Annotated in this window: 20 protein-coding genes and 1 pseudogene; 11 read left to right on the forward strand and 10 right to left on the reverse strand. The window is 64.7% G+C overall.

Features of this window, described 5'->3' with window-relative positions; all coding sequences use genetic code 11:
* Nucleotides 1-203 precede the first annotated feature (203 nt).
* The 4 genes from mctP to EVC45_RS37810 form a co-directional block, all read right to left on the reverse strand.
* Complete coding sequence (gene mctP / locus EVC45_RS37795) at nucleotides 204-1,754, reverse strand: monocarboxylate uptake permease MctP (protein WP_129963223.1); 1,551 nt, start codon at nucleotides 1,752-1,754, stop codon at nucleotides 204-206.
* Nucleotides 1,754-1,993 carry a DUF3311 domain-containing protein gene (locus EVC45_RS37800; RefSeq protein ID WP_129963224.1) on the reverse strand — a complete coding sequence of 80 codons (240 nt, stop codon included), beginning with the start codon at nucleotides 1,991-1,993 and terminating at the stop codon, nucleotides 1,754-1,756. Before EVC45_RS37800 ends, mctP begins: the two co-directional genes overlap by 1 nt.
* Before the next feature lie 342 nt (nucleotides 1,994-2,335).
* Nucleotides 2,336-3,271, reverse strand: a complete 936-nt coding sequence (locus EVC45_RS37805; protein WP_129963225.1) for a spermidine synthase — start codon at nucleotides 3,269-3,271, stop codon at nucleotides 2,336-2,338.
* A gap of 161 nt (nucleotides 3,272-3,432) precedes the next feature.
* Nucleotides 3,433-5,673, reverse strand: coding sequence for an NADP-dependent isocitrate dehydrogenase (locus EVC45_RS37810; protein WP_129963226.1), 2,241 nt, complete (start codon nucleotides 5,671-5,673; stop codon nucleotides 3,433-3,435).
* Between the two features lie 446 nt (nucleotides 5,674-6,119).
* On the opposite strand from EVC45_RS37810, the gene EVC45_RS37815 reads away from it, so the two are divergent.
* The 5 genes and pseudogenes from EVC45_RS37815 to EVC45_RS37835 all read left to right on the forward strand — a co-directional run bounded on the left by EVC45_RS37815 (nucleotide 6,120) and on the right by EVC45_RS37835 (nucleotide 9,492).
* Nucleotides 6,120-6,947, forward strand: a complete 828-nt coding sequence (locus EVC45_RS37815; RefSeq protein WP_129963227.1) for an AraC family transcriptional regulator — start codon at nucleotides 6,120-6,122, stop codon at nucleotides 6,945-6,947.
* An 80-nt stretch (nucleotides 6,948-7,027) separates the two neighbouring features.
* A complete protein-coding gene (locus tag EVC45_RS37820) occupies nucleotides 7,028-7,429 on the forward strand; it encodes a cupin domain-containing protein (RefSeq protein WP_129963228.1) in 402 nt (133 codons plus the stop codon).
* An 8-nt stretch (nucleotides 7,430-7,437) separates the two neighbouring features.
* The gene (locus EVC45_RS37825; protein ID WP_129963247.1) at nucleotides 7,438-7,914 is read left to right on the forward strand and encodes a GNAT family N-acetyltransferase; all 477 of its coding nucleotides are present in this window, start codon (nucleotides 7,438-7,440) and stop codon (nucleotides 7,912-7,914) included.
* Between the two features lie 239 nt (nucleotides 7,915-8,153).
* Nucleotides 8,154-8,312: pseudogene (locus EVC45_RS47155) on the forward strand (ABC transporter substrate-binding protein); the annotation flags it as partial.
* Between the two features lie 64 nt (nucleotides 8,313-8,376).
* Nucleotides 8,377-9,492: a succinylglutamate desuccinylase/aspartoacylase family protein gene (locus tag EVC45_RS37835; protein ID WP_129963229.1), complete on the forward strand. Its 1,116-nt coding sequence runs from the start codon at nucleotides 8,377-8,379 to the stop codon at nucleotides 9,490-9,492.
* Here the strand turns inward: EVC45_RS37835 and EVC45_RS37840 are convergent.
* The 4 genes from EVC45_RS37840 to EVC45_RS37855 form a co-directional block, all read right to left on the reverse strand.
* Nucleotides 9,489-9,977 carry a DNA-deoxyinosine glycosylase gene (locus EVC45_RS37840; RefSeq protein ID WP_129963230.1) on the reverse strand — a complete coding sequence of 163 codons (489 nt, stop codon included), beginning with the start codon at nucleotides 9,975-9,977 and terminating at the stop codon, nucleotides 9,489-9,491. The two genes, EVC45_RS37835 and EVC45_RS37840, sit on opposite strands and share 4 nt — an antisense overlap.
* Nucleotides 9,977-10,690, reverse strand: a complete 714-nt coding sequence (locus EVC45_RS37845; RefSeq protein ID WP_129963231.1) for a chorismate lyase — start codon at nucleotides 10,688-10,690, stop codon at nucleotides 9,977-9,979. Before EVC45_RS37845 ends, EVC45_RS37840 begins: the two co-directional genes overlap by 1 nt.
* A 196-nt stretch (nucleotides 10,691-10,886) precedes the next feature.
* Nucleotides 10,887-12,785 carry a molecular chaperone HtpG gene (htpG, locus tag EVC45_RS37850; RefSeq protein WP_129963232.1) on the reverse strand — a complete coding sequence of 633 codons (1,899 nt, stop codon included), beginning with the start codon at nucleotides 12,783-12,785 and terminating at the stop codon, nucleotides 10,887-10,889.
* Nucleotides 12,786-12,915: 130 nt separating this feature from the next.
* Nucleotides 12,916-14,373, reverse strand: a complete 1,458-nt coding sequence (locus EVC45_RS37855) for a PLP-dependent aminotransferase family protein (RefSeq protein WP_129963233.1) — start codon at nucleotides 14,371-14,373, stop codon at nucleotides 12,916-12,918.
* Between the two features lie 232 nt (nucleotides 14,374-14,605).
* Here EVC45_RS37855 and EVC45_RS37860 point away from each other — a divergent pair, with 232 nt between their 5' ends.
* The 6 genes from EVC45_RS37860 to EVC45_RS37885 all read left to right on the forward strand — a co-directional run bounded on the left by EVC45_RS37860 (nucleotide 14,606) and on the right by EVC45_RS37885 (nucleotide 22,266).
* Entirely contained in the window at nucleotides 14,606-15,298 is a 693-nt protein-coding gene (locus EVC45_RS37860; RefSeq protein ID WP_129963248.1) for a VOC family protein, read from the forward strand.
* Nucleotides 15,299-15,417: 119 nt separating this feature from the next.
* Nucleotides 15,418-16,614, forward strand: coding sequence for a PLP-dependent aminotransferase family protein (locus EVC45_RS37865; protein WP_129963234.1), 1,197 nt, complete (start codon nucleotides 15,418-15,420; stop codon nucleotides 16,612-16,614).
* Nucleotides 16,615-16,717: 103 nt separating this feature from the next.
* On the forward strand, nucleotides 16,718-17,182 hold the full coding sequence (locus tag EVC45_RS37870) for a RidA family protein (RefSeq protein ID WP_129963235.1): 465 nt from the start codon (nucleotides 16,718-16,720) through the stop codon (nucleotides 17,180-17,182).
* 196 nt (nucleotides 17,183-17,378) lie between these two features.
* Nucleotides 17,379-18,278: a PhzF family phenazine biosynthesis protein gene (locus EVC45_RS37875; protein ID WP_129963236.1), complete on the forward strand. Its 900-nt coding sequence runs from the start codon at nucleotides 17,379-17,381 to the stop codon at nucleotides 18,276-18,278.
* Nucleotides 18,279-18,656: 378 nt separating this feature from the next.
* A complete protein-coding gene (locus EVC45_RS37880; protein WP_129963237.1) occupies nucleotides 18,657-21,020 on the forward strand; it encodes an EAL domain-containing protein in 2,364 nt (787 codons plus the stop codon).
* A gap of 37 nt (nucleotides 21,021-21,057) precedes the next feature.
* The gene (locus EVC45_RS37885) at nucleotides 21,058-22,266 is read left to right on the forward strand and encodes a chromate transporter (protein ID WP_129963238.1); all 1,209 of its coding nucleotides are present in this window, start codon (nucleotides 21,058-21,060) and stop codon (nucleotides 22,264-22,266) included.
* Nucleotides 22,267-22,322: 56 nt separating this feature from the next.
* Here EVC45_RS37885 and EVC45_RS37890 read toward each other — a convergent pair whose 3' ends face one another.
* Together EVC45_RS37890 and parC are read right to left on the reverse strand one after the other, a co-directional pair.
* On the reverse strand, nucleotides 22,323-22,781 hold the full coding sequence (locus EVC45_RS37890) for a CopD family protein (protein WP_129963239.1): 459 nt from the start codon (nucleotides 22,779-22,781) through the stop codon (nucleotides 22,323-22,325).
* 300 nt (nucleotides 22,782-23,081) lie between these two features.
* Nucleotides 23,082-25,406 (reverse strand): DNA topoisomerase IV subunit A, encoded by a 2,325-nt coding sequence (gene parC / locus EVC45_RS37895; RefSeq protein ID WP_129963240.1) that lies wholly within the window; start codon nucleotides 25,404-25,406, stop codon nucleotides 23,082-23,084.
* Between the last annotated feature and the right edge of the window lie 49 nt (nucleotides 25,407-25,455).

A 25,455-nucleotide genomic window follows, 5' to 3' on the forward strand; every position in this document is an offset into this window, starting at 1 on the left:
TCGGCTCGCGATTTACGCTCCACGCTTCCTCCCCACACCCGGTCGCCCTCGTGCAGTTGCGCTTCACTTCATTCGCTGTGACCAGCTTATGGCGGGACTTACACCCGCAGGAGTGCGCCCATGCTGGGCGCACCAAACACAAACGCCCGCCAACTTTCGTCGGCGGGCGTTGCGTTTTTCAAAGCTTGAAGTTGCAGCCGGAATCAGCCTTCGACGACGTCCAGGTAGTCTTCCGGATGCGTGCGGTCCTCGCCGCGCTGCATGCCCACCGCGCGCACGATCAGGCTCACGACCACCGACACCACCAGGTTCACGATCAGCGACCACACCGCCGCATAGCCCGGAATCGCCATGCCGAACAGGTGGATCGTGAAGATCGAGCCCGCCAGCTTCAGCGAAATCGCCATCCACGTGCCGGTCGCGATACCGGCCGCCCAGCCGATCAGCAGACCCCGGTAGTCGAGCACGCGCGTGTAGAGACCAAGCACGATGGCCGGCAGCGTCTGGATGATCCAGATCCCGCCGAGCAACTGCAGCTGGATCGCGTACGTGAGCGGCAGACCGAGAATGAACGCGACCGCGCCGACCTTGACGATCAGCGACACCAGCTTTGCGACGTTGGTCTCCTGCTCGTGCGACATGTTGCGGTTGATGAACTCCTTGTGCACGTTACGCGTGTACAGGTTCGCCGCCGCGATCGACATGATCGCCGCCGGCACCAGCGCGCCGATACCGATCGCCGCGAACGCGACGCCGACGAACCACGACGGGAAGAAGTGCAGGAACAGCGCCGGCACCGCGAAGTTCGGGCCGAAGGCCTTGAAGTACGGCGCGAACTCCGGCATGTCCTTCACGCCGGCCGCGAGCGCCATGAAGCCGAGCAGCGCGAGCAGGCCGAGCACCAGCGAATACGCCGGCAGCAAAGCCATGTTGCGGCGGATCGTGTTGCCCGACTTCGACGACAGCACTGCGGTGATCGAGTGCGGATACAGGAACAGCGCGAGCGCCGAACCTACCGCGAGCGTCGCATACGCGCTATAGCCGTTCAGGCTCGACACGTCCGGCGACTTCAGCAGCAGCTTGGCCGGCGGCACCGCGCCGAAGATATGGCCGAAGCCACCCAACTGCGGCGGAATCACGATGATCGCGGCGAAGATCGTCACGTAGATCAGGATGTCCTTGACGACCGCGATCATCGCCGGCGCGCGCAGGCCCGACGTGTACGTGTAGGCCGCGAGGATCGCGAACGCGATGATCAGCGGCAGATCGCCGACGAAGCCGGTCGTGTCGAAACCGAGCGCGCCGATCACCACTTCGATACCGACCAGCTGCAGCGCGATGTACGGCATCGTCGCGACGATGCCGGTCACGGCGACCGCGAGCGCGAGCATGCGGCTGCCGTAACGGGCCGACACGAAGTCCGCCGACGTCACGTAGCCGTGCTTCTTCGCGATGCTCCACAGCTTCGGGAACACGACGAACGCGAACGGATAGATGAGGATCGTGTAAGGCAGCGCGAAAAAGCCCGTTGCGCCCGCGCCGAACACGAGTGCCGGCACCGCGATGAAGGTGTAGGCGGTGTACAGGTCGCCGCCGAGCAGGAACCACGTGACGATCGTGCCGAAGCGCCGGCCGCCCAGACCCCACTCTTCGAGATGCGCGAGATCGCCGCGCCGCCAGTGAGCCGCGACGAAGCCGAGAATCGTGACGCCGATGAAGAACAGAACGAAGACGAAAGTTGCAATCGGGTTCATTATTGCGCGCCCCCGTTCGTGCGACCCGTATAGCGGGACCTGGTCTTCAGATAGACGAACGCGGTGATGACGGCGCTAATCAGCACCCACAGCAGCTGATACCAGTAGAAGAACGGGAAATCGAACAGTTGCGGCTCGATCCGGTTGTAGGACGGTACCCAGATCATCGCGATCCAGGGTAGCAGCAATAGCCAGAGCCAGTGCTTGCTGGCTTTCTTCACGTCGGCGTCGTGAGCCATGACGTCTCCTGTTTCCTATTTTGAATTTGTCTGCCCGTGGTCGACGGGAGGTGGAACTCAGCGGGTGGTCGTCCCGCGATCGGCCACGGGCACCCCGAAAGCTTCGAAAGAGTATAGGAGTGGCGAACGCCCGGTCAAGCAGGGCGGACCCGAGGCGCGTGGGCATCGAATCAGGCGACGCAAACGCCAACGATGCACACCGAATGACATTGCAGTGTGGTCGTGAAAAAAATACCGGAAGCAAAAACGGCCGTGCCGGCTGTTACGCCGGCACGGCCGCCTGATTCTTCGCGCGCCGGATCAGAACCCGGCGCTTTGCTTCAGCGAAAGGGCCGACATCGCTCAGATCGCGAACGAGGCGCCCGTCTGCCCCGTCGATTCGCGCAGGCCCTTGATCCACTTGCGAGCCGGCAAGCCGAGTTCGGCTTCGATCAGCTTCGCGCGCGCGTCGAGCGCGCTGTACGGCACGTCGAGCGCGGGGCCCGAAAACGCGATCGCGATGCGGTTGCCGTCGTGCACTTCGGGCAGCGCGACGACGCGGCCGTCGAAGGCCTCGTTCAGACGCTTCATGTTGCGCACGAAGCTCGGATGATCGCCGAACAGATTCACCGTGACGATGCCCGCGTCGGTCAGACACGCGCGCGCCGCACGGTAAAAGCCGACGCTGTCGAGCACCGGACCGCGCGCGGTCGCGTCGTACACGTCGATCTGCAGCGCGCCGATGGTGCCGTGGTTCGCGCTCTCGTTGACGAAGTCCCATGCGTCGGTTTCGTGCACGGTTAGACGCGCGTCGTCGGGCGGCAGCTCGAACATCGTACGCGCGGCCACCACGACCGCCGGATTCAGCTCGACCGCCTCGACCTTCGCGCTCTTCAAGAAGCGGTGCGCGAACCTGGTCAGCGACGCCGCGCCGAGCCCGAGCTGCACGATGCGCTTCGGCGTTTCGAGGAACAACAGCCACGCCATCATCTGCTGCGCGTATTCGAGTTCGATGTGATCGGGCTTGCGCAGACGCATTGCGCCTTGAACCCATTCCGTGCCGAAATGCAGGTAGCGCACACCGCCCTCTTCGGAGAACGTCACCGGTGCGAAGCGCGGCTTGCGCGGCGCTTCGATTTGCGGCGCGTCGTGAACGTCGCGCTCGACGGCGCGGCTCGCGTTGCGGGCGGCTTTCGGCGCCTGTCTGGGCGCCATTTTCTGCTTACCGCCGATAGCTTCGGCGTCCCGGTTGCGGAAAGCGCGCGCCTCGGCCGAAGCGCGCTTGATCAGTTTCGTCATGTGTGGATGTCGCGCCGCGGGCGCAAGATTTTCGGTCGACCGAGAGCATAGCATTCGCGGCGCGGCGAATTACCGAATGCCGCCAGGCGCGGCGCGGACGGTTGCGACGAGCCGCCCGCCGGCGGCCCGTCTTCACATCACCTCACGTCCCACCCGTCACGTCACTCGACACGAACCGCCTTGAGCGCCTCGTTCAGCGTGCGGCTCGGCCGCATCACCTCGTCGAGCTTGTTGAAGTCCGGCTTGTAATAGCCGCCGATGTCGGCCGGCGTGCCCTGCACCGCGGCCAGCTCCGCGAGGATCACCTGCTCGTTGGCGGTCAGCTGCGTCGCGAGCGGCTTGAACTGCGCGGCGAGCTCGGCATCGTCGGTTTGAGCGGCCAGCTCCTGTGCCCAGAACATCGCCAGATAGAACTGGCTGCCGCGATTGTCGAGCTCGCCGGTCTTCGGGCTCGGGCTGCGGTTGTTGTCGAGCAGCTTGCCGGTGGCGATGTCGAGCGTCTTCGCGAGGATCTTGGCCCGGTTGTTGCCGGTCTTGATACCCAGTTCTTCGAGCGACACCGCCAGCGCGAGGAATTCGCCGAGCGAGTCCCAGCGCAGATGGTTCTCTTCGACGAGTTGCTTCACGTGTTTCGGCGCCGACCCGCCCGCGCCAGTCTCGTACATGCCGCCGCCCGCCATCAACGGCACGATCGACAGCATCTTCGCGCTCGTGCCCAGCTCCATGATCGGGAACAGATCGGTCAGATAATCGCGCAGGATGTTGCCGGTGACCGAGATCGTATCGAGCCCGCGCACGACGCGCTCGAGCGTGTAACGCATCGCGCGCACCTGCGACATGATCTGGATGTCGAGGCCCGTGGTGTCGTAATCCTTCAGGTAGGCTTCGACCTTCTTGATCAGCTCCGCTTCGTGCGGACGATACGGGTCGAGCCAGAACACCGCGGGCGTGCCCGAGTTGCGCACGCGCGTGACCGCGAGCTTGACCCAGTCGCGGATCGCCGCATCCTTCACCTGGCACATGCGCCAGATGTCGCCCTGCTCGACGTTCTGCGTGAGCAGCACCTCGCCGCTCGCGAGATCGACGATGCGCGCCTCGCCGTCTTCCGGCACTTCGAAGGTCTTGTCGTGCGAGCCGTATTCTTCCGCCTTCTGCGCCATCAGACCGACGTTCGGCACGGTGCCCATCGTGACCGGATCGAACGCGCCGTTGGTCTTGCAGAAGTTGATCATCTCCTGGTAGATGCGCGCGAACGTGCTCTCCGGAATCACCGCCTTGGTGTCTTTCGGACGACCGTCCGCACCCCACATCTTGCCGCCGAGGCGGATCATCGCCGGCATCGACGCATCGACGATCACGTCGTTCGGCGCGTGCAGGTTCGAGATGCCCTTCGCCGAATCGACCATCGCCAGTTCGGGACGATGTTCGTGGCACGCGTGCATGTCGCGGATCACTTCCTCGCGCTTCGACTCGGGCAGCGTCTCGAGCTTCTCGTACAGATTGACGAGGCCGTTGTTGACGTTCACGCCGAGTTCCTCGAACAGCTTGCCGTGCTTCGCGAACGCGTCCTTGTAGAACACCTTCACCGCGTGACCGAAGACGATCGGGTGCGACACCTTCATCATCGTCGCCTTCACGTGCAGCGACAGCATCATGCCGGTCTTGCGCGCGTCTTCCATCTGCTCTTCATAGAACGCGAGCAGCGCCTTCCTGCTCATGAACATGCTGTCGATGATCTCGCCGTCCTGCAGCGCGACCTTCGGCTTCAGCACGATCGTCTTGCCGCTCTTCGTGACGAGTTCCATCTTCACGTCGCGCGCGTGATCGAGCGTCAGCGATTTTTCGCCGTGATAGAAGTCGCCGTGCCGCATGTGCGCGACGTGCGTGCGCGACGCCATGCTCCATTCGGCCATGCTGTGCGGATGCTTGCGCGCGTAGTTCTTCACCGCGGCCGGCGCGCGACGGTCCGAGTTACCCTCGCGCAGCACCGGGTTCACGGCGCTGCCGAGACACTTCGAGTAGCGCTGACGGATCGCCTTCTCTTCGTCGGTCTTCGGATCTTCCGGATAGTCGGGCACCTTGTAGCCCTTCGCCTGCAGTTCCTTGATCGCACTCGTCAGTTGCGGCACCGATGCGCTGATGTTGGGCAGCTTGATGATGTTGGTGTCGGGCAACATGGTCAGGCGACCGAGCTCCGCGAGGTTGTCGGGCACCCGCTGCGCTTCGGTCAGAAACTCGGGGAATTCGCCGAGGATGCGGCCTGCGACCGAAATGTCGCTGGTCTCGACCTCGATGCCGGCCGGCCTCGTGAAGGTCCGGATGATCGGCAGGAACGCGGCGGTCGCGAGCAGCGGGGCCTCGTCGGTGAGGGTGTAGATGATGGTCGGTTGCTGGGTCGTCATTGCTAGGCTCTGGGCGGGCGGTTGAAAGGCATCTCGCACGTGAGACGGCAGGATGCGCAAACGTCGATCAGGAAAACGACAACACTGGGACACAAACGCTGTGCGCGGCGGATGGCGATGCGGGGTCCTGGAACGCCAGGGCGCAACGATTAAGCGAACACGGCGGACCGCGTCACGCGGCGGATCGCACGTCTGGATTCTGCCTTATTTTTGGGCCGACGGAAAAGCGGGCGACTTCGCTGCATTTCGTCTGCGTTCGTGGTGCCGTGGACCAGCATGGCGGCGGGTTGGGCGATCGTCTGCGTCGACGGCCAGAAATCCGAACCGGCGTGCACCAACGTGCAATTTGCCGGCAGACCGTCATACGGTGCGCCGAACGTCCACACCGCTACAATGATCCGATGCGGAGATTCCCGCAGATCTGCCAAACGAAGCCGGAGAGCGTAATGGACGGCGACACCAGCAATGCCCAATCCGACTGGATTTCCCGTTCGGAATCGAGCGGTGGAGTCGAACGCATCGAAGCGTTTTTCCACGGCAACGCGTATTCACTGCATCGGCACGACACCTACGCGATCGGCCTGACTCTTGCAGGCGTTCAGTGCTTCCATTACCGGCGCGGCTTGCGCACCAGCCTGCCCGGACAGACGATGGTCCTGCATCCCGATGAAGTGCACGACGGTCAGGCCGGCACGCAAGAGGGATTCCGTTATCAGATGATTTACGTGCAGCCCGCCGCAATTCAGGACGTGCTGGGCGGCCTGCCGCTGCCATTCGTCGAAGGCGGCGTCACGAACGACTCACGGCTGTTCGAAGCGACGCAGACAGCGCTGCGCCAGATGCGCGGCGACGCGGAACCGCTCGAACGCGACGACGCGCTCGCCGGCCTCGCGCTCGCGCTCGATTGCGCGGCGGGCGCGCGAGCGGCGCGCAAGTCCGCGGATTTCGCGGCAGCGCAGCGGGCACGGGAATATCTGCACGCATCGAGCACCCGCGTCGTCACGCTGGACGAACTTGCCGCCGCCAGCGGACAGGACCGCTGGAGCCTGTCGCGCGATTTCCGAACTTTCTACGGTACCAGCCCCTATCACTACCTGGTCATGCGCCGGCTCGAAGCAGCGCGCGCGATGATGCTGCGCGGCGTTTCACTCGTGGATGCGGCGGCGGCCGCCGGCTTCGCAGACCAGAGCCACATGACCCGACACTTTCGCCACGCATACGGAATCCCTCCCGCACGTTGGCTCGCGATGATGCGCGATCGACGCGCCGGCTAGCGCAAGCTTGCACGATCGTTCAAGACACACGTTGGTGGCCGGACTAAGCTCCGTTCCAGGTATCACCCAATGGAGCAATCATGCACAGCGATTCCGAGCCGGCACCCGAACAACGGGGCCAATCCAGGACGATCAACCTACTCGACAAGATCCGTCAGATCGACGACCACTGGCAGCCGCGCGTCGTTGCCGAAATGAACGACTATCAGTTCAAGGTCGTCAAGATTGTGGGCGATTTCGTCTGGCACCAGCACGCCGACACCGACGAGACCTTCATCGTTCTCGAGGGCCGGTTGCGCATCGACTTCCGCGACCGCTCGATCGAACTGGCTCCCGGAGAAATGGCGGTGGTTCCAAAGGGAGTCGAGCACAAGCCGTATGCCGCGTCCGAAGTGAAGATGCTGCTGATCGAACCGCGTGGCGTCGTCAACACCGGCGAGACCGTCAACGAAAGAACGGCTGAGAACGACGTATGGATCTGAGAGCCGCCATGCAAACGCCACACCCTGTCATTCGCGAAGCCGTTTTCCCCGCCGATACGCGCGGCCTCGTCGCCCTGATCCGCGAATACGTGCACTGGCTGGATCTGGATCTGTCGTACCGCGGATTCGATGCCGAAATGGAATCGTTCGAAGAGGTTTACACATTGCCGTCCGGCATGTTTTACGTCGCCGATGCCGGTGGCGAACTCGCCGGATGCGCGGGGCTGCTGCGCCATAGTGCCAGGACCGCGGAAATCAAGCGACTCTTCGTGCGCGACGCATTCAGAGGGATGCGTCTCGGCGAAACACTGGTGACGTCGGTGATTGAGAGAGCGAAATCGTTGGGCTTTTCAAAGCTGGTCCTCGACTCGGTTCCGAAGACCGCTTTCGCGCAGCGCATCTACGAGCGCTTAGGCTTCGTCGAAACTGCGCCCTACTACGCAAATCCGGTCGAGGGAACCCGGTTTCTTGCGCTCGAGCTTTGACGGCGAATGGCAGGCCGATAGTTGCAATGCAAAGGTGCGGCTGCCGTAGAGGACAGCCGCGACTGGCGCGATAATGGCGAGTTGCATATACATTTACTTCTTACAACGCTCGCTTCGATTTCTCCTTCAAACTTCGTTTCACGCGAAAGCCCGCCTAAGCTGAAGGCGCACCGTGCGTCGTCAGCGAAAACCCTACTTCCGCCACCATCTTCCATTCGCTATCTTGTCTATACAACTTCCTCGGCGATCCGAAGGGCGCGCTCGGCAGCGGCGCCGCCATCGGCCTGCGCAAGGAAGGCACCGACCTGAAGGCGAAGATCGACAAGTCCATGGCCGACATGGTCACGGACGCCACGTACAAGATCGAAGCCAGGTACTTCAGCTTCGACGTGTACGGCAGCCAACAGGCAATGGCGCAAGAGCATCCCGCGCCCGTACTGCGTTCGGCACATTCACACCATCATGCAAACACAGACCCATCCGTTGATTTCCCCGTCGCTCGGCACCGCGCGGTCCCTGACGAGCTTCCACTACGGCCCGACGGGCGGACAGAAGATCTACATCCAGTCGTCACTGCATGCCGACGAGCTGCCGGGGATGCTGGTCGCATGGGAACTGCGCAAACGCGTTGCCGCCCTCGAGACGGCGGGCAGGCTGCGCGGCGAAATCGTCATCGTGCCGGTACCCAATCCGATCGGCCTCAACCAGCGGGTGCTCGGGCACATGGTTGGCCGCTTCGAAAGCGGCACCGCGGCGAACTTCAATCGCAACTTCCATAATCTGGCCGAGCTGGTGATGCCGCGCATCGAGTCTCGTCTGACCGGCGACGCGCAACAGAACCTGCTCGCCGTGCGCGCCGCAATGCGCGAGGCGCTCGCCGAGCAAACGCCGACCACCGAGCTCGAATCGCAGCGCCTCGCGCTGCAGCGCCTGTCCTATGATGCCGACGTCGTGCTCGACCTGCACTGCGACTTCGAAGCGGCGATGCATCTGTTCACGAATCCCGACACGTGGCCCGACGTCGAGCCACTCGCGCGCTATCTCGACGCGAAGACTTCGCTGCTCGCGCTCAATTCGATCGGCAATCCGTTCGACGAGATTCACAGCTTCAGCTGGTCCGAGCTGCGTGCCCGCTACGGCGAGCGCTATCCGATTCCGAACGGCTCGATCTCGGTTACGATCGAGCTGCGCGGCCAGGCCGATGTGAGCTACGCGTTCGCCGAGCGCGACGCGAACGCGATCGTCGAATACCTGAGGTTTCGCGGCGTCATCGACGGCACACCCGCGCCGTTGCCGGAGCTCGCGTTCGCGGCCACGCCTTTCTCCGGCAGCAAGCCGCTCGTCGCACCGATCTCCGGCGTGCTCGTGTTCCGCGCGCCGCTCGGTGTCTGGGTCGATCCTGGCGAGGCGATCGCCGACATCGTCGACCCGCTGACCGGTCGCGTCGTCACGATCACGAACTCCGTCGCCGGCGTGCTATATGCGCGGCAACGCACGCGCTTCGCCACGGCGGGGCTGGAGGTTGCGTGTGTCGCCGGAGCCGAGCCTATCCGGAGCGGCTCGCTGCTGCCGAACTAAGCTGGCTTCGTGAAGCGGATCTCCCGCCAACACAAGAGCTTCTGTTCGAACGACAGCGTCGCATTCGCGGGGCTCGACGAAGGCAATACGAGCGTCTCGTACCCTGCCTGTCCAATGACGTCGGCAAACCGCCCCGCCGCCTTGCCGTTGAAGCACACTTTTTTCAGCAACGGCGCATGCTCTCTCAATGTTTTGAAGTCGTTCGGCTGCGCATGGCGGATCGCCGAGTCGAGACTGCCTTCGCGATGGCATGCGTCGAGCACGTCCCAGATGCCGATGCCGTGCTTCAGCACGCGTTCGAGACGTGCGTCGTAGGCAAGCTCATGCAATTCAGGCTCACCTAGAACCGTACCCAAAAGCTTCCAGAACTGGTTGCGCGGATGCGCGTAATACTGCGCCGCGGCCAGCGACGCTTCGCCGGGAAAACTGCCGAGTATCAGCGTGTGCGTGTCGGCCGCGACGACCGGTGGAAAGCCGCGCAACATCAGCGGCTCCGCTCGTCCGACGGGCGCGGCGCGGCATGTGCGCGCGACGCGGTGTGATCGAGCGGACGGCCGTGCTCGCGTATCCGCGCGTGCGCGACATGCGCGCCTGGAACGGGCTCGATCGCGTCACCCGCGTGCCCCGCCTGGGTGCGCCGGGCCAGATGCTCCCACAGTGCCGGCAACATGCATTCGGTCACCATCAAAGGCGCGCCATGCCGCTCGAACACCGAGCGCCGCGCGACCAGCGCATGCGGCGCATCCGCACTATCGCCGATCTCGCGCGCGGCCAGCCGATGCAACGGATGCCGCTCCCCCACCCGGCGGCTCACCAGTGACGAACGCGCGACGCTGCTATCGCTATACAGCAACTCGGCGAGCGGCCGCGTGCGCAGCCGCCGCGTCGCCTGCCAGACGCCCACGCTCGCGGCGCGCGGCGTCACGCTATGCGCGGCGACGAACGGCACGCCATCGACCGACAGCACCACCTCGCGCACCCACACCGGCGCGCGCGGCGCAATTGCGAGGGCGGCGGCTTCGTCGGGCCAGGGCAGCGCGACGGCTTCGCGCGTCACGCGCACCGCGACCGCGCCGAGCGCGCGCAGATGCGCGGTCAGTGAACCGCCGCGGGTCAGCCAGTCTTTCTGGGCAGCGCTGAAAGCGGGCAAAGGCGCGACGCGCCAGTGGGCGTCGGCGGGATCGAAACGGATAGGCATGGTGTCGGATTATAGCGGCGCGCTCCGACGGCAATTTTTCGCGGCAAGGGTGGCGCTCATCGTGCGCGCTGTTCCGAGAGAGAAGCCGGCGCAAACCGAAGGGTCAAAAGATGCGCTGCCGAAGCAGCGCATTTCTCAACCACGAAGCGTCAATCGAACAACGTCATCAACGCTTCCAACTCACATTCATTCGAGTTCAACCCGCGCGCGACAGCAGCAACGCATTGGTCCGCTTCACGAAGCTCGCCGGATCTTCCAGCGCGCCGCCCTCGGCGAGCAGTGCCTGATCGAACAGCAGATGGCACCAGTCGTCGAAATTCGCGCTATCGGCATGCAGACCCTTCACGAGCGCGTGCTCCGGATTCACTTCGAGAATCGGATGGAATTCCGGTGCCTGCTGGCCCGCGGCCTTCAGCATGCGTTGCAGGTAGCCGCTCATTTCGCCGTCGTCGGCGACGAGGCACGACGGCGAGTCGGTCAGGCGGAACGTCAGACGCACGTCCTTCGCCTTGTCCTTCAGCGCTTCCTTCATCTTTTCGACCAGCGGCTTGAACTCCTCGCCGATCTTTTCCTGCGCCTGCTTTTCCTCGTCGTTCAGCGCGCCGAGATCGAGGTCGCCGCGCGCGACGCTTTGCAGCGGCTTGCCGTCGAATTCGTTGAGGAACGACAGCATCCACTCATCGACGCGATCGGTCAGCAGCAGCACTTCGACGCCCTTCTTGCGGAACACTTCGAGATGCGGACTGTTCGACGCCGCCTGCCAGGTGTCGGCGGTCACGTAGTAGATCTTGGTTTGCTCGGGCTTCATGCGAGCGACGTAGTCGGCCAGCGACACGGTCTGCTCGGCCGTGCCCGTATGGGTCGTCGCAAAGCGCACCAGCTTCGCGACGCGCTCGCGATTGGCGAAGTCCTCGCCGATGCCTTCCTTCAGCACCTGGCCGAATTCCTTCCAGAAGCCCGCGTACTTTTCCTTATCGGCGTCGTTGTCCGCGTTGGCCAGTTCTTCGAGCATCGACAGCGCGCGCTTGGTCACGCCTTCGCGGATCGCCTTCACGTCGCGGCTTTCCTGCAGGATTTCGCGCGACACGTTGAGCGGCAGATCGGCCGAATCGACCACACCCTTCACGAAACGCAGATACGTGGGAAGCAGTTGCTCGGCGTCGTCCATGATGAATACGCGCTTCACGTACAGCTTCAGGCCGCCGCGCTGCTCGCGGTTCCACAGATCGAACGGCGCGTGCGCCGGCACGTACAGCAGTTGCGTGTATTCGCTGCGGCCTTCGACGCGGTTATGCGTCCACGTCAGCGGGTCCTGATGGTCGTGCGAGATGTGCTGGTAGAACTGCTTGTACTGATCGTCGGTGATGTCGTTCTTCGAACGGGTCCACAGCGCGCTCGCCTGGTTGACGGTCTCGTCTTCGTCCTTCGTGACCATCTCGCTCTTTTCCGCGTCCCACTCTTCCTTCTGCATCAGGATCGGCAGCGCGACGTGGTCCGAGTACTTCTGGATGATCGACTTCAGCCGATGCGACGACAGCAGTTCGTCCTCATCGGCACGCAGATGCAGCGTGATGGTGGTGCCGCGCGCGGCGCGCTCGATCGTCTCGACCGCGAAATCGCCCTCGCCCGCGCTGACCCAGCGCACGCCTTCAGCGGCCGGCAAGCCGGCGCGGCGCGTCTCGACGGTGATCTTGTCCGCGACGATGAAGCCCGAGTAGAAGCCGACGCCGAACTGGCCGATCAGCGCCGCGTCCTTCTGCTGGTCGCCCGACAGCTTGCCGAAGAATTCCTTGGTGCCCGAACGCGCGATCGTGCCGAGGTGCGCGATCGTTTCGTCGCGGCTCATGCCGATGCCGTTGTCGTCGATCGTGACGGTGCGCGCGGCCTTGTCGTACGACACGCGAATCCGCAGGTTCGGATCGTTCTCGTACAGCGCGCTGTTTTCGATCGCCTCGAAGCGCAGCTTGTCGGCCGCGTCGGACGCGTTCGAGATCAGCTCGCGCAGAAAGATTTCCTTGTTGCTGTACAGCGAATGGATCATCAGTTGCAGAAGTTGCTTCACTTCTGCCTGAAAGCTCATGGTTTCTTGTGCCATGGTCGGACTTCCTCTCTGTTGCGAATGGGGGATGGGCGGCGGCGAAACATCGTTCGGGTCCGCCGTGCCGGAGCGCCGGACCGCCGGACCGCCGGATCGTCCGCGCAATTGGGGACGATCCGGCGCGGTTTCAAGAGGCGCGGCGCGCGACGCCGTCGAGATATCGGCTCAGAAACGCCGGCAATTCAGGATCGCCGCAATTGGCGATATTGAAGCGCATCCATGTGCTTGGCGACTGCTGCGGCGAAAACAGGCCGCCCGGCGTCAGCAGATAGCCGGCTTCGTGCCCGGCCGCGGCGAGCGCGCCCGCGTCGACGCCGGTGTCGGCCCACAGGAACATGCCGGCCGTCGGCGTCAGGAACAGCCTCATGCCGGTCTTTTCGATCATCCGCACGGCCTTCTCCCGCACGCCGTCGAGCCGCGCGCGGATGCGCTCGACGTGCCGCCGGTAGTGGCCCTCGGTCAGGATCTTGTAGATCACGCGCTCGTTCAACTCGGGGCTCGTCATGCCGACCAGCATCTTCTGATTGCTGACCACCATCGCGACTTCCGGCGCGCACGCGATGAAGCCGACGCGCAAATTCGGCGCGAGCGTCTTCGAGAAGCTGCCGAGGTAGATCACGCGCTTCAGCTGATCGAGGCTCGCGAGCCGCGTGCCCGGGTAGCCCGGCGGGCACAGGTCGCCGTAGATATCGTCCTCGACGACGATGAAGTCGTACGCCTCGGCGAGCCGCAGGATGCGGAACGCCTGCGCGGCGGTGAGCGACGTGCCCGTCGGGTTCTGCAGCACCGAGTTGATCACCAGCATTTTCGGGCGCCATTCCTGGATCAGCGCTTCGAGCGCGTCGAGATCGGGGCCGTCCGGCGTGTACGGCATGCCGACGAGCCGCGCGCCCTGCGACGCGAAGGAGCCGAACATCTGGAACCATGCCGGATCGCCGACGATCACCGCATCGCCCGGCTTCACGTAGATGCGCGAAATCAGGTCGATCGCCTGCGTGATGCCGGACACCATCACGATCTGCTCGGGCGACGCGCCGATCTCCAGCTCTTCGAGCCGCGTCTGCAATTGCTGGCGCAGCGGCAGGAAACCTTGCGCGGTGCCGATGCCGAGCATCTGCATGCCGCTCTGCCGGCCGAGCGTGCGCAGCGCGTTGGTGATCAGGTCGCCGTCGAGCCAGCGGGCCGGCAGATAGCCGAGCCCCGGGCTGCGCTCGGGCCGCGCACCCGTGTGCAGCATGTTGCGCAGCAGCCAGACGACGTCGATATTGGCCGGCGCGGGCAGCGGCTCGGCGCGCGAGCGCAGCTCCGAGACCGTCGCCGCGCCGCCCTGGCGCTCCCGCACATAGAAGCCGGAGCCGCGCCGCGACTCCAGGAAACCCTGCGCGACGAGCCGCTCGTACGCTTCGACCACCGTGAAGCGCGACACGCCCTTGTCGAGTGCGAGCTTGCGGATCGACGGCATGCGCATGCCGGGGCGAAACACGCGCTCTTCGATGCGGCGCCGCGCCCATTGGACCAGCTGTTCGACCAGCGTCAGCGACGCGGTGTCATGCGGGGCGGGAATCTGCGCAAGCGGGACGGACATGACGGGCTCCAACTGTACCGAAAGGTATCGCGTCGATTGTACCGTTACTGTGCAGGTCACGGCCGTTACATTTGATTCCAGCGAAGGATGGTGACGAAACGCAGAACCATCCGCATGGCCCGCCGATCCGTCAAACGGTTATGCTTACGGCCCCGGCAGCGCAGCCTTCAAGCGTGGCGCGCAACCGGTCCTTGCGCAGAACCGCGTTTTCCGTCGATCCGCCATGACAGCCCTGACAGCCCAATCGCTCAGTCTCGATCACCTCGTCGTCTCCGCGCGCACGCTGGACGAAGGCGTCCAGTACGTCGCCGATACGCTCGGCGTCGCCCCGGCCGGCGGCGGCGCGCATCCGCTGATGCGCACCCATAATCGCCTGCTGGGCCTGTGGGGCGGCGTCTACCTGGAGGTGATCGCGATCGATCCGCGCGCCGCCGCCGATGCAGCCGATGGCGTCGCACCACGCCCACGCCTGTTCGCGCTCGACGACCCGGCGACGCGGGCGCGACTCGAAAACGGGCCGTATCTGTCGCATTGGGTCGCGCGCGTCGAGCGGCCGAAGCATCTGGCGACGTGGCAGGCGCAGTATCCGCAGCGCATCGCGCCGGTCGTGCCGATGACGCGCGGCGATTTCACGTGGGGCCTGACGGTGCCCGACGACGGGTCGTTCCCCGCATGGCAAGGCGCCGGCGACGGCGTGCTGCCCTCGCTGATCCAGTGGGATTCGACGCGGCATCCGTCACAGTCGCTGGCGCCGACGAACCTCGCGCTGAAAGCATTGAAAGCCGTGCACCCGCGGCCTGAGCTGATTAGCGAGCAACTGCGCTGGCTCGGCGCCGCGCATCTGCTCGACGTACAGCCGACCGACGGCGCCGCGGCGCTCGTCGCCGAATTTGAAACACCCGAGGGTCCGCGAACCCTCGCATAAGCAGCGCGTGATTGGGGCACTCCCGAGTGGCAACCCCGATGCCCCCAGCGGCGCCAGTAGCCCAGTCGCGCGATAATTGAGGTTTTTGACCGGTTCCAGAAACACCAGCAGAGGAGATCATGGACCAAAGCGATCTGAAAGCCCCGACGTGGCAATTGTCCGAACGCGCACGCAAGCTCACGAGCTCCGCGATCCGCGAGATCCTGAAGGTCACGGAACGGCCCGAAGTCATCTCCTTCGCCGGCGGCCTGCCCTCGCCGGCCACCTTCCCGGCCGAGCGCATGCGCGAGGCGTCCGACCGCATCCTGCGCGACACGCCCGCCGCGGCGCTGCAGTACAGCGCGACCGAAGGCTATCTGCCGCTGCGCGAATGGGTCGCGCAGCGCTACTCGACCAACGGCGCGCAGATCCGCGCGTCGCAGGTGCTGATCACGACCGGCTCGCAACAGGCGCTCGACCTGCTCGGCAAGGTGCTCGTCTGCGTCGATAGCCCGGTGCTGGTCGAAACGCCGACCTACCTCGGCGCGCTGCAATCGTTCTCGATGTACGAGCCGCACTACGTGCAGGTGCCGACCGACGATCAGGGCCTGATCCCGGAAGGCCTGCAGCCGGAACTGATCAAAGGCGCGCGTCTGCTGTACGCGCAGCCGAATTTCCAGAATCCGACGGGCCGCCGTCTGCCGGTCGAACGCCGCCGCGCGCTCGCCGAGTTCGCGAAGACCGCGCCGTTCCCGGTGATCGAGGACGACCCCTACGGCGCACTCGACTACGCGGGCGAACCGCTGCCGACGATGCTGTCGATGGCGCCCGATCACATCGTCTATCTGGGCTCGTTCTCGAAGGTGCTCGCGCCGGGTCTGCGCGTCGGCTTCATCATCGCGCCCGAAGAGCTGATCTTCAAACTCGTGCAGGCCAAGCAGGCCACCGACCTGCACACGCCGAGCTTCACGCAGCGCATCGTGCACGAAGTGGTCAAGGACGGCTTCCTCGACACGCACGTGCCGACCATCCGCGAGCTGTATCGCAACCAGTGCGAGGCGATGCTCGCCGCGCTCGAACGCTATATGCCCGAAGGCGTCAGCTGGAACCGTCCGGAAGGCGGCATGTTCATCTGGGTCAATCTGCCGGCGGGGATCGACACCATGAAGCTGCTCGAGGAAGCGGTCGCGCAGAACGTCGCGTTCGTGCCGGGCGCTCCGTTCTTCGCGAGCGAGCCGCAGCACAACACGCTGCGTCTGTCGTTCGTCACGGTGCCACCGGCTAAAATCGATGAAGGCGTGGCGCGTCTCGGCGCACTCGTGCGCGCGAAAATCTGAACGGCGTTAGCCGCACTGTCATCGGGGCGAAGTCTGCACGCGCGTTGCGCGCGGACTTCGCCCCGCCTGCATTCATGCAATCTCACCGAAACGAGGACACGACATGGCTCAATCGAATGTGTACGACAAGCTCAAGGAACTCGGCATCGAACTGCCGACGGCGGGTGCGCCGGCAGCGGCCTATGTGATGAGCGCGCAAAGCGGCAACACGGTGTACCTGTCCGGCCACATCGCGAAGAAGGACGGCAAGGTGTGGGTCGGCAAGCTCGGCGCGACGCTCGGCACCGAAGAAGGCAAGGCCGCCGCGCGTTCGATCGCGATCGATCTGCTCGCCACCTTGCACGCGCAGGTCGGCGACCTGAACCGCGTGACGCGCATCGTCAAGCTGATGAGCCTCGTCAACTCGACGCTCGAGTTCACCGAGCAGCATCTGGTCACGAACGGTGCGTCGGAACTGATCGCCGACGTGTTCGGCGAGCGCGGCAAGCATGCACGCTCGGCGTTCGGCGTTGCGCAGATCCCGCTCGGCGCGTGCGTCGAGATCGAACTGATCGCCGAGGTCGAATGAGCAACGAAGCGTCGTGACGATGTGTACGGAATAACGTGACTTTCGTACGCGATGCACACCGCATTGCGAATCGAACGCGCCGTCTGGTGTCATGCACCGGCGGCGCGTTTTTGTTTTATGGCGACGGTGGATCGCCGCCGCGCAGGCGGATAGAATCCGCGAACTCCCTCAATGTCCTTTGCGCCGGGGCCAGTCGATGTCCGCTCACACCGTTCGTTTCAAACAGGTCGACGTGTTTACGTCGACACCGTTCAAGGGCAATCCGCTTGCCGTCGTGTTCGACGCCGATGCGCTCGAAACCGCGCAGATGCAGGCCATCGCGCGCTGGACCAATCTGTCCGAAACCACCTTTTTGCTGAAGCCCACCGATGCGGCCGCCGACTATCGCGTGCGCATCTTCACGCCGGGCGGCGAGTTGCCGTTCGCGGGTCATCCGACCTTGGGCACAGCGCATGCTTTGCGCGAAAGCGGCTACCAGCCGAAGCAGGCCGGCAAGCTGATCCAGCAATGCGGCGTGGGTCTGGTCGAACTCGAAGCGCTCGACGGCGCCGACAATCCACACGGCGCATGGGCGTTCGCCGCGCCGCCCGCGCGCGTGACGCCGCTCGCCGAGCATCGTTACGAGGCGTTGTCTACGGCTTTACGTAGCCAGGCGATCGACTTCAGCGCGCCGCCGTGCGCGGTCGACAACGGTGCGCCGTGGCTCGTCGTGCGGCTCGATTCGGCGCGCGCCTGCCTGGCGCTCGAACCCGATGCGGCGGCGCTCGCCGAGCTCGTGCATGCGGTCGACACGCACGGCGTCGCCGTGTACGGACCGCACGAAGCCGACGGTCCCGCGACGTTCGAGGTCCGTTGCCTGATGGCGGGCGGTGGCTTCGGCGTCGGTGAAGACCCGGTGACGGGCAGCGCCAATGCCGCCCTCGCCGGACTGCTGAGCCTGCAGCAACGTCGTCCCGGCGCGCGCTACACGGCGCGTCAGGGCACCGCGCTCGGGCGCGCGGGCGACGTGTCGGTCCACTACGACGATGCGCGCGGCAAGATCTGGATCGGCGGCCCTTCGGTGACGATCGTCGACGGCACGTGCCGGCTCGCGTAAGCGGACCCGGGCTTCACGCGCAAACCAAGGCGAAATGCCGCATGTCGCCGCCTCACACCACAAAAAGCCGCAGCACTATTGCATCGCCATACCTGGTTGTCCGAATTCATCGCGGCGGCCCTGCCGGCCTCATGGATAGCCGGACACAGCCCCCCGCCGCGCCCGCGTATACCCCATGCCCGGACGCTTCCTTAATCCAGTGGCATTAAGTAATATCGAACCGTATCCGATGACCTGTGGACGGTCCGCCTCGGCGCCACGCCCTCTCCTCCTGCGCAGCAGCTTTGGCACCTTGGTCACCATGCAGCCATCCATCTATTTCGCGCAGTCGATGCCCGTGCGTTTGCAAGCGGCCCGCACTCAGCCAAGGGCCGCACGATGACTCAGTCCCGCTTCTCCGACCCGCGCGAAGCCAGGCCGCGACGCGATCCGATGATCACGCGCCGACGCGCGTTGCTCGTCATTCCGGCGCTCGGCGTACTCGTGCTGATCCTGCTGTGGACCGTGATCTTCGCGCGTCTGTCGGTAGAGAAAGACGCGACCTACCGCGAAGCGATGGCGTCTTCCGCAATTCTTTCCGCGGCGCTCGAGCAGCACACCATCAAGGCGATTCACCAGGTCGATCAGATCACGCGCTTCGTCAAGTACGAGTTCGAAAAGACGCCCAATCATTTCGATCTCGCGAGCACGGTCGAAAAAGGCGTCGTGCAAAGCGAAACGCTCGTGCAGGTGTCGCTGATCGACGAGCACGGCAGACTGATCGCAAATACGGCCGAACTCAACCCCGCTCACATCGACCTGTCCGACCGTGAGCACTTCAAGGTTCACGAGCACGAGAACGACGACCAGCTGTATATCAGCAAGCCCGTGCTCGGCCGCGTGTCGGGTCACTGGACGCTGCAGATGACGCGGCGTCTGAACCATCCCGACGGCTCGTTCGCGGGCGTGGTGGTGGTCTCCGAAGACCCAAGCTACTTCACGTCGGACTTCTACAACAACGCGGCGATCGGCCGCGAAGGCGTGATCGCGGTGATCTCGGACAACGGCACCGTGCTCGCGCGGCGCACCGGCAACGCCAACAAGGCGAGCGGCACGTTCACCGCGAGCGGCACGTATCCGACCTCGGAGCACGTGTCGGGCACCTATGTCGATTCGATCGACAACGTCACGCGCATCGTGTCGTACCGGCACATCGACGGCTATCCGCTCGGGGTACTCGTCGGTCTTTCGCAGGGCGAAGAATTCGCCGACTACAACCACACGCGCAACGTCTATCTGTTGATGGCGGGCTTCATCTCGCTCGCGATGCTCAGCTTCTTCGGGGTCGCGACCGGGCTGATCGGCAAGCTGCTCGGCCGCGAGCGCGAGATGACCCACCTCGTCGAATACGATCTGTTGACCGGCCTGCGCAATCGCTATGCGACGCTGCAGGCGCTGCGCCACGACGTCGCGCAGCCGTTCAATCTGGGCCGCCTCGCGATTCTGTTTATCGACCTCGACAACTTCAAGACCGTCAACGACACGCTCGGCCACAACGCCGGCGACATCGTGCTGCAGATGACGGCCTCGCGCCTCGCCACCGCGGTCGGCGACGATGGCACGCTGTCGCGCATCGGCGGCGACGAGTTCGTCGTCGTGATCAAGGGCGACGATGTCGAGAAGCGCGCGGTCACGCTCGCCGAAGCCGCGAGCGAAGCGTTTTCGAAGCCGTTCGAGGTGCGCGGCAGCTCGTTCGTGCTGCATGCGAGCATCGGCATCGCGCTGTACTCGGTCGTCAACGAAAGCGAGATCGACCTGCTGAAGAAAGCCGACCTCGCGATGTACAGCGCGAAGGACGCCGGCAAGAACTGCTACCAGTTCTATTCGCCGCATCTGTCGCATCGCGCGGACCATCTGATGAAGTGGGAACAGCAGTTGCGCGTCGCACTGGCCGAGGGGCAACTGTTCCTCGCCTATCAGCCGAAGATCGATCTGACGCGCCGCTGCATCACCGGCTTCGAAGCGCTGGTGCGCTGGAACCATCCGCAGCACGGACTGATCCCGGCCAACGAATTCATCCCGGTGGCCGAGTCGACCGGCCTGATCGTGCCGATCGGCGACTTCGTGATCGAGACCGCCTGCCGTCAGCTCGCGCAATGGCAGCAGCAGGGCTACGACACGCTGTCGCTCGCGGTGAACATTTCGGCGGTGCAGTTCTGGCGCGGCGACCTGTTCGAAACGATCTCGCGCGCGATCGAGGAAACCGGCATCTCCGCGCGCCGCCTCGAACTCGAAATCACCGAGACGGCGATGATGGAATTTCCGGAACTCGTCTCCGAAAAAATCTTCGCATTGAAACGTCTCGGCGTACGCATCGCGCTCGACGATTTCGGCACCGGCTACTCGTCACTGTCCTATCTGAACCGCTTCGCCGTCGATACCTTGAAGGTGGACCGCTCGTTCGTCCAGGCGATTCCGGGCGACCGCAGCGTCTGCGTGATGGTCACCGCGATCGTCAACCTCGCGCGCTCGCTCGGGCTCACGGTGGTGGTCGAAGGCACGGAGACCGAAGAGCAGATTGCGTGGCTGGCCGCGCTCGGCCATATCGAGGCGCAGGGCTTCCTGTTCTCGCGTCCGGTGCCGGTGGAGGCGATCCCGGCGCTGCTCGAACGCTTCGGGGTGTGCGGCATGAGCAACGTCAGCGGCCGCCGCGCTACGCACGAAACCGACAGCGCAAGCAGCGTATCCAGCACCAACAATTAAAGGACGAGCGCCCGCACCGTGGGCCCCCGCAGCGCCGATGCAAACCATCACCAGCGAGGAAGCTGCCCGCCGCGTGCAACGGGAGCCCCTATGGACGCTGTTCCGGGTCGTGTGCGGCCTGTCGGCGCTGTCGTGGGGCGGCCTCGCGTTGATGGCGCAGCTCGAGCATCACTACGTGGAACGCGAGGGGCGGCTGTCGCGCATGGCGTTCTCGGATCTGATCGCGCTCGCGTGGATGGTGCCGGGACCCGTCGGCTGCAACGTCGCCGTGCAACTCGGGCACGCGCTGCGCGGACGCGCGGGCGCGTGGGTTGCCGGAGTGGCGAGCGTGCTGCCCTTCTTCACGTTGATGACGCTGTTCGCGATCTTCTACCGCACGCCCATCGTGCACAACATCGCATCGCAAACCTTGCTGCATCACTTCAGCGTCGTGCTCGCGACGCTGATCGCGGTCACCTGGTACAAGCAGACGCGCGCGCTCGTGCACGGCAAGCTCGAATGGACGGCGGCGCTGCTCGGCAGCGTCGCGCTCCTCTATGCGCACAGCGCCGCGGCGTATGTGATGATGCTCGGCGCGGCCTTCGGCACCGGCTGGGTTGCGAGTCCCGAGCGCGACTCGCGACTCGCGTTGTCGTTCCAACGCGGCGACTACCGGCTGCTGGCCGCGCTCGGCGCGCTGCTCGTGCTGTTTGCACTGCCGCTGCCGCATCGCTATGACCTCGCGCTGCTGTGGCCGCGCCTCGCGGGCGCCGGCATGACATTGTTCGGTGGCGGCTTCTCGGCGTTGCCGGTGTTGAAGACACTATTCGTCACGCCCGCGATCGGCGTATCCGACAACGACTTCACGCTCGCGTTTACGCTGTCGCCGCTGTCGCCCGGGCCTTTGCTGAACGTGGTGCCGTTCTTCGGTTATCTCGTCGATGGCTGGCTCGGCGCGCTGATCGCGACGCTCGCGCTGTTCGTGCCGTCGGGCTGCCTCGTCGTGCTCGCGCAGCGGCATCTGCATCAGTTGAAGGCGAACCCGCGCTTCGAGCACGGCATGAGGATTCTGCGCGCGGTCACGACCGCGTTTCTCGCGGTCGCGGTACTGCGCATTGCGGTGCGCGTACCACTGGAGCCGATCTATCTGCTGACCGCGACGTTCTCCGCGATGTGCTTCGCGAAGCTGAAGGTGCCGGTGTATGCCGTGTACGGAACGGTGGCGGTGGTGTGCGGCCTGTGGCTCGCGTACGGCGCCGCGACCTGACGCGTCGCGGGCCGCGCGACGCCCGTTGCGCCGTTGGCGATCAGCCGATCAGAGGATCAGAATCCGCGCGACAGCACCGCGACGCCGATCGTCACGACGCCCAGCACGAGATTGATCAGCACCAGACGGCGGACCGTAGCAACCGCCTGCGCGCCATCGGGCCACTTCTGCGCCTGCACCGCGCGGCGAATGCGCGGATACACCGCGAAGCGGATATGCCCGAAGATCAGCATCATCACGATGCCGAGACCGGCCATCGCATGCAGCGGCCAGGTGGCATGACCGCCGCCGAACTGCATCAGCAGGAAGCCGCCGCTGATCAGGATCACGAGTACCGACACCCCGACCCAGTTGAAGAAGCGGCCGAACACCGACTCCCACAGCGGCAGGCGCAGTTGCGGCGACAGATCGCCGAGCGCCGGGCGCAGGCAGAAATGCGCGAACACCATACCGCCGACCCACACCGCCACCCCGAGCAGATGCAGAAAAAGCGCGACTTCGATAGCCTTGTTCATATAGTTTTTCCTCTCTCCCGACGACGCCACACCGTTTAGGACACTTGATCCCGCTCAGCAGCAACTGAGCGCGTTCGACCATACGTGATGCAGGCAGTTCCGGGTATCGACGTCTATTGCGTCGTATTTTGTCGTGGTGATCGCGGCACCTTGATCCGACCGCGAGGCCGCCGCGCCCCGTTTGTTTCCACACCCTTCGCGCGACGGACTTTATTGCGACAGACCGCGAGCGCCCCGCATGCTAGCAGGCGCCCGTGGCTTTACAGCATCAAACTTCGTTAAATCGACACCACTTGACGACTAAGCCGGCAGCACCGGACGCATGCCGTCGAGCTTCATCTTGCTGTCGGGCGCGCGTCCCTTGCGCGCACGCTTGCCGACATGCGCCGCAAGCTCGGCGCCGGCCAGCTTCTCCTCGTCGACGCGTCCGCCGCGGCGCGTGCCGATCAGCATCACGCCGGCCTTGTTGATTGCGAGCGCCTGCACGAGCGTTTCGTTGTCGTCGAGCGCCATCAGCGTGACACCACGGCCACCGCCCGACAACGTCTTCATCTCGTCGAGGCCGAACACGAGCAGACGCCCGCCCGACGACAGACACGCGACCTGCGCGGCGTCCGGCAGCATCGGCATCGGCGCGAGCGGCGCGGCACCGGCGTCGATCGTCATGAACGACTTGCCGGCCTTCACGCGGCTCACCATGTCGCCGACCTTCGCGATGAAGCCGAAGCCGTTGCTCGACGCGAGCAGCAGCGCCTGTTCCGACGACGCCGCGTAGTAGTGCATCAGATGGCTGCCCGATTCGAGCTCGATCAGCGACGTGACCGGCACGCCGTCGCCGCGTCCGCCCGGCAGTTGAGCGACCGCGACCGAATAGACGCGCCCGTTGCTGCCCCACGCGATCAGCGTGTCGGGCGTGCGGCACTGGAACGCTGCGTAGAGGCCATCGCCGGCCTTGAAGGTAAAGCCCGCGGTGTCGAGCCCATGGCCCTTCAGCGCGCGCACCCAGCCCTTCTGTGAGACAACGACCGTGACCGGCTCGTCGACCACGCGCGCTTCGAACGTCGCGCGCTTTTCCTGCTGGATCAGCGTGCGACGCTCGTCACCGTACTGTTTCGCGTCGGCTTCGATTTCCTTGATCAGCAGGCGCTTCATCGCCGACTCGCTGCCGAGCAACTCTTCGAGCTTGGCCTTCTCTTCGCGCAGTTCGGCCAGTTCCTTCTCGATCTTGATCTTCTCGAGGCGCGCCAACTGACGCAGCCTGATTTCGAGGATGTCTTCGGCCTGGCGGTCCGTGAGGCCGAACGCGGCCATCAGCGCGACCTTCGGCTCGTCCGATTCGCGAATGATGCGGATGACCTCGTCGATATTCAGGAAGACGATCATCCGGCCTTCGAGAATATGGATCCGGTCGTCGACCTTCGACAGACGATGCCGCGTGCGGCGCGTCACCGTCGCGAAACGGAATGCGATCCACTCGTGCAGGATTTCGCTCAAGCCCTTCTGACGCGGCCGGCCGTCGCCGCCGACCATCACCATGTTCAACGGTGCGTTCGATTCGAGGCTCGTATGCGCGAGCAACGTGTTGACGAACTCGGTCTGATCGATGCGGCTCGACTTCGGCTCGAACACGAGGCGCACCGGCGCGTCCTTGCCCGATTCGTCGCGCACCGCGTCGACGAGCCCGAGCAGCGTTTGCCTCGTCTGCAACTGCTCGGGCGTCAGCGCCTTCTTGCCGAGCTTGATCTTCGGGTTGGTCTGCTCTTCGATTTCCTCGAGCACCTTCTGCGCGGCCGTATTGGGCGGCAGTTCGGTGATCACGAGCTGCCACTGACCGCGCGCGAGGTCTTCGATCTTCCAGCGCGCGCGTACCTTCAGGCTGCCGCGGCCGGTTTCGTACGCGGCGGCGATTTCCGCTTCGCTCGAAATGATCTGGCCGCCGCCGGGAAAGTCCGGACCGGGCACGTGCTGCATCAACTCGGCATGCGACAGCTTCGGATTGCGGATCAGCGCGACCGCCGCGCCCGCGACCTCGCGCAGGTTGTGCGAGGGGATTTCGGTTGCGAGACCGACCGCGATACCCGATGCGCCGTTGAGCAGCACGAACGGCAGACGTGCCGGCAGCGTCTTCGGCTCTTCGAACGAGCCGTCGTAGTTCGGCATGAAGTCGACCGTGCCCTGGTCGATTTCGGCGAGCAGCAGCTTCGCGATCGGCGTGAGGCGCGCTTCGGTGTAGCGCATCGCCGCCGCGCCGTCGCCGTCGCGCGAGCCGAAGTTGCCCTGGCCGTCGATCAGCGGATAGCGCATCGAAAAGTCTTGCGCGAGACGCACGAGAGCGTCGTACGCGGACTGGTCGCCGTGCGGGTGATACTTACCGAGCACGTCGCCGACCACGCGCGCCGACTTGACCGGCTTCGCGTTGTCGCCGAGACCCATCTCGTTCATCGCGAACAGGATGCGGCGCTGCACCGGCTTCTGGCCGTCGCAGACATCGGGCAGTGCGCGGCCCTTGACCACGCTGACCGCATACTCGAGGTACGCGCGCTCCGCGTAGTTGCCGAGCGTCAGATAGTCGCCTTCCGGGGGAGGCGGCTCGTTGAAAAGGTCGAGAGTGTTATCGTCGTCCATCTAGATTCCGTGTCCGTGTTTGGCTTGAAGTGTCGTTGCGGCAGTGGAG

The organism is Paraburkholderia sp. UYCP14C (assembly GCF_004197395.1).
In the GTDB taxonomy this organism is placed as follows: domain Bacteria; phylum Pseudomonadota; class Gammaproteobacteria; order Burkholderiales; family Burkholderiaceae; genus Paraburkholderia.

Excerpts from the sequence above, each read along its gene's own strand:
- EVC45_RS37815 (WP_129963227.1), top strand. The coding sequence starts at position 6,120 with ATGGACGGCGACACCAGCAATGCCCAATCCGACTGGATTTCCCGTTCG.
- EVC45_RS37890 (WP_129963239.1), bottom strand. The coding sequence starts at position 22,781 with ATGAACAAGGCTATCGAAGTCGCGCTTTTTCTGCATCTGCTCGGGGTG.
- EVC45_RS37810 (WP_129963226.1), bottom strand. The coding sequence starts at position 5,673 with ATGACGACCCAGCAACCGACCATCATCTACACCCTCACCGACGAGGCC.
- EVC45_RS37835 (WP_129963229.1), top strand. The coding sequence starts at position 8,377 with ATGCAAACACAGACCCATCCGTTGATTTCCCCGTCGCTCGGCACCGCG.
- EVC45_RS37845 (WP_129963231.1), bottom strand. The coding sequence starts at position 10,690 with ATGCCTATCCGTTTCGATCCCGCCGACGCCCACTGGCGCGTCGCGCCT.
- parC (WP_129963240.1), bottom strand. The coding sequence starts at position 25,406 with ATGGACGACGATAACACTCTCGACCTTTTCAACGAGCCGCCTCCCCCG.
- EVC45_RS37820 (WP_129963228.1), top strand. The coding sequence starts at position 7,028 with ATGCACAGCGATTCCGAGCCGGCACCCGAACAACGGGGCCAATCCAGG.
- EVC45_RS37800 (WP_129963224.1), bottom strand. The coding sequence starts at position 1,993 with ATGGCTCACGACGCCGACGTGAAGAAAGCCAGCAAGCACTGGCTCTGG.
- htpG (WP_129963232.1), bottom strand. The coding sequence starts at position 12,785 with ATGGCACAAGAAACCATGAGCTTTCAGGCAGAAGTGAAGCAACTTCTG.
- EVC45_RS37885 (WP_129963238.1), top strand. The coding sequence starts at position 21,058 with ATGCAAACCATCACCAGCGAGGAAGCTGCCCGCCGCGTGCAACGGGAG.
- mctP (WP_129963223.1), bottom strand. The coding sequence starts at position 1,754 with ATGAACCCGATTGCAACTTTCGTCTTCGTTCTGTTCTTCATCGGCGTC.
- EVC45_RS37855 (WP_129963233.1), bottom strand. The coding sequence starts at position 14,373 with ATGTCCGTCCCGCTTGCGCAGATTCCCGCCCCGCATGACACCGCGTCG.
- EVC45_RS37875 (WP_129963236.1), top strand. The coding sequence starts at position 17,379 with ATGTCCGCTCACACCGTTCGTTTCAAACAGGTCGACGTGTTTACGTCG.
- EVC45_RS37880 (WP_129963237.1), top strand. The coding sequence starts at position 18,657 with ATGACTCAGTCCCGCTTCTCCGACCCGCGCGAAGCCAGGCCGCGACGC.
- EVC45_RS37825 (WP_129963247.1), top strand. The coding sequence starts at position 7,438 with ATGCAAACGCCACACCCTGTCATTCGCGAAGCCGTTTTCCCCGCCGAT.
- EVC45_RS37865 (WP_129963234.1), top strand. The coding sequence starts at position 15,418 with ATGGACCAAAGCGATCTGAAAGCCCCGACGTGGCAATTGTCCGAACGC.
- EVC45_RS37870 (WP_129963235.1), top strand. The coding sequence starts at position 16,718 with ATGGCTCAATCGAATGTGTACGACAAGCTCAAGGAACTCGGCATCGAA.
- EVC45_RS37805 (WP_129963225.1), bottom strand. The coding sequence starts at position 3,271 with ATGACGAAACTGATCAAGCGCGCTTCGGCCGAGGCGCGCGCTTTCCGC.
- EVC45_RS37840 (WP_129963230.1), bottom strand. The coding sequence starts at position 9,977 with ATGTTGCGCGGCTTTCCACCGGTCGTCGCGGCCGACACGCACACGCTG.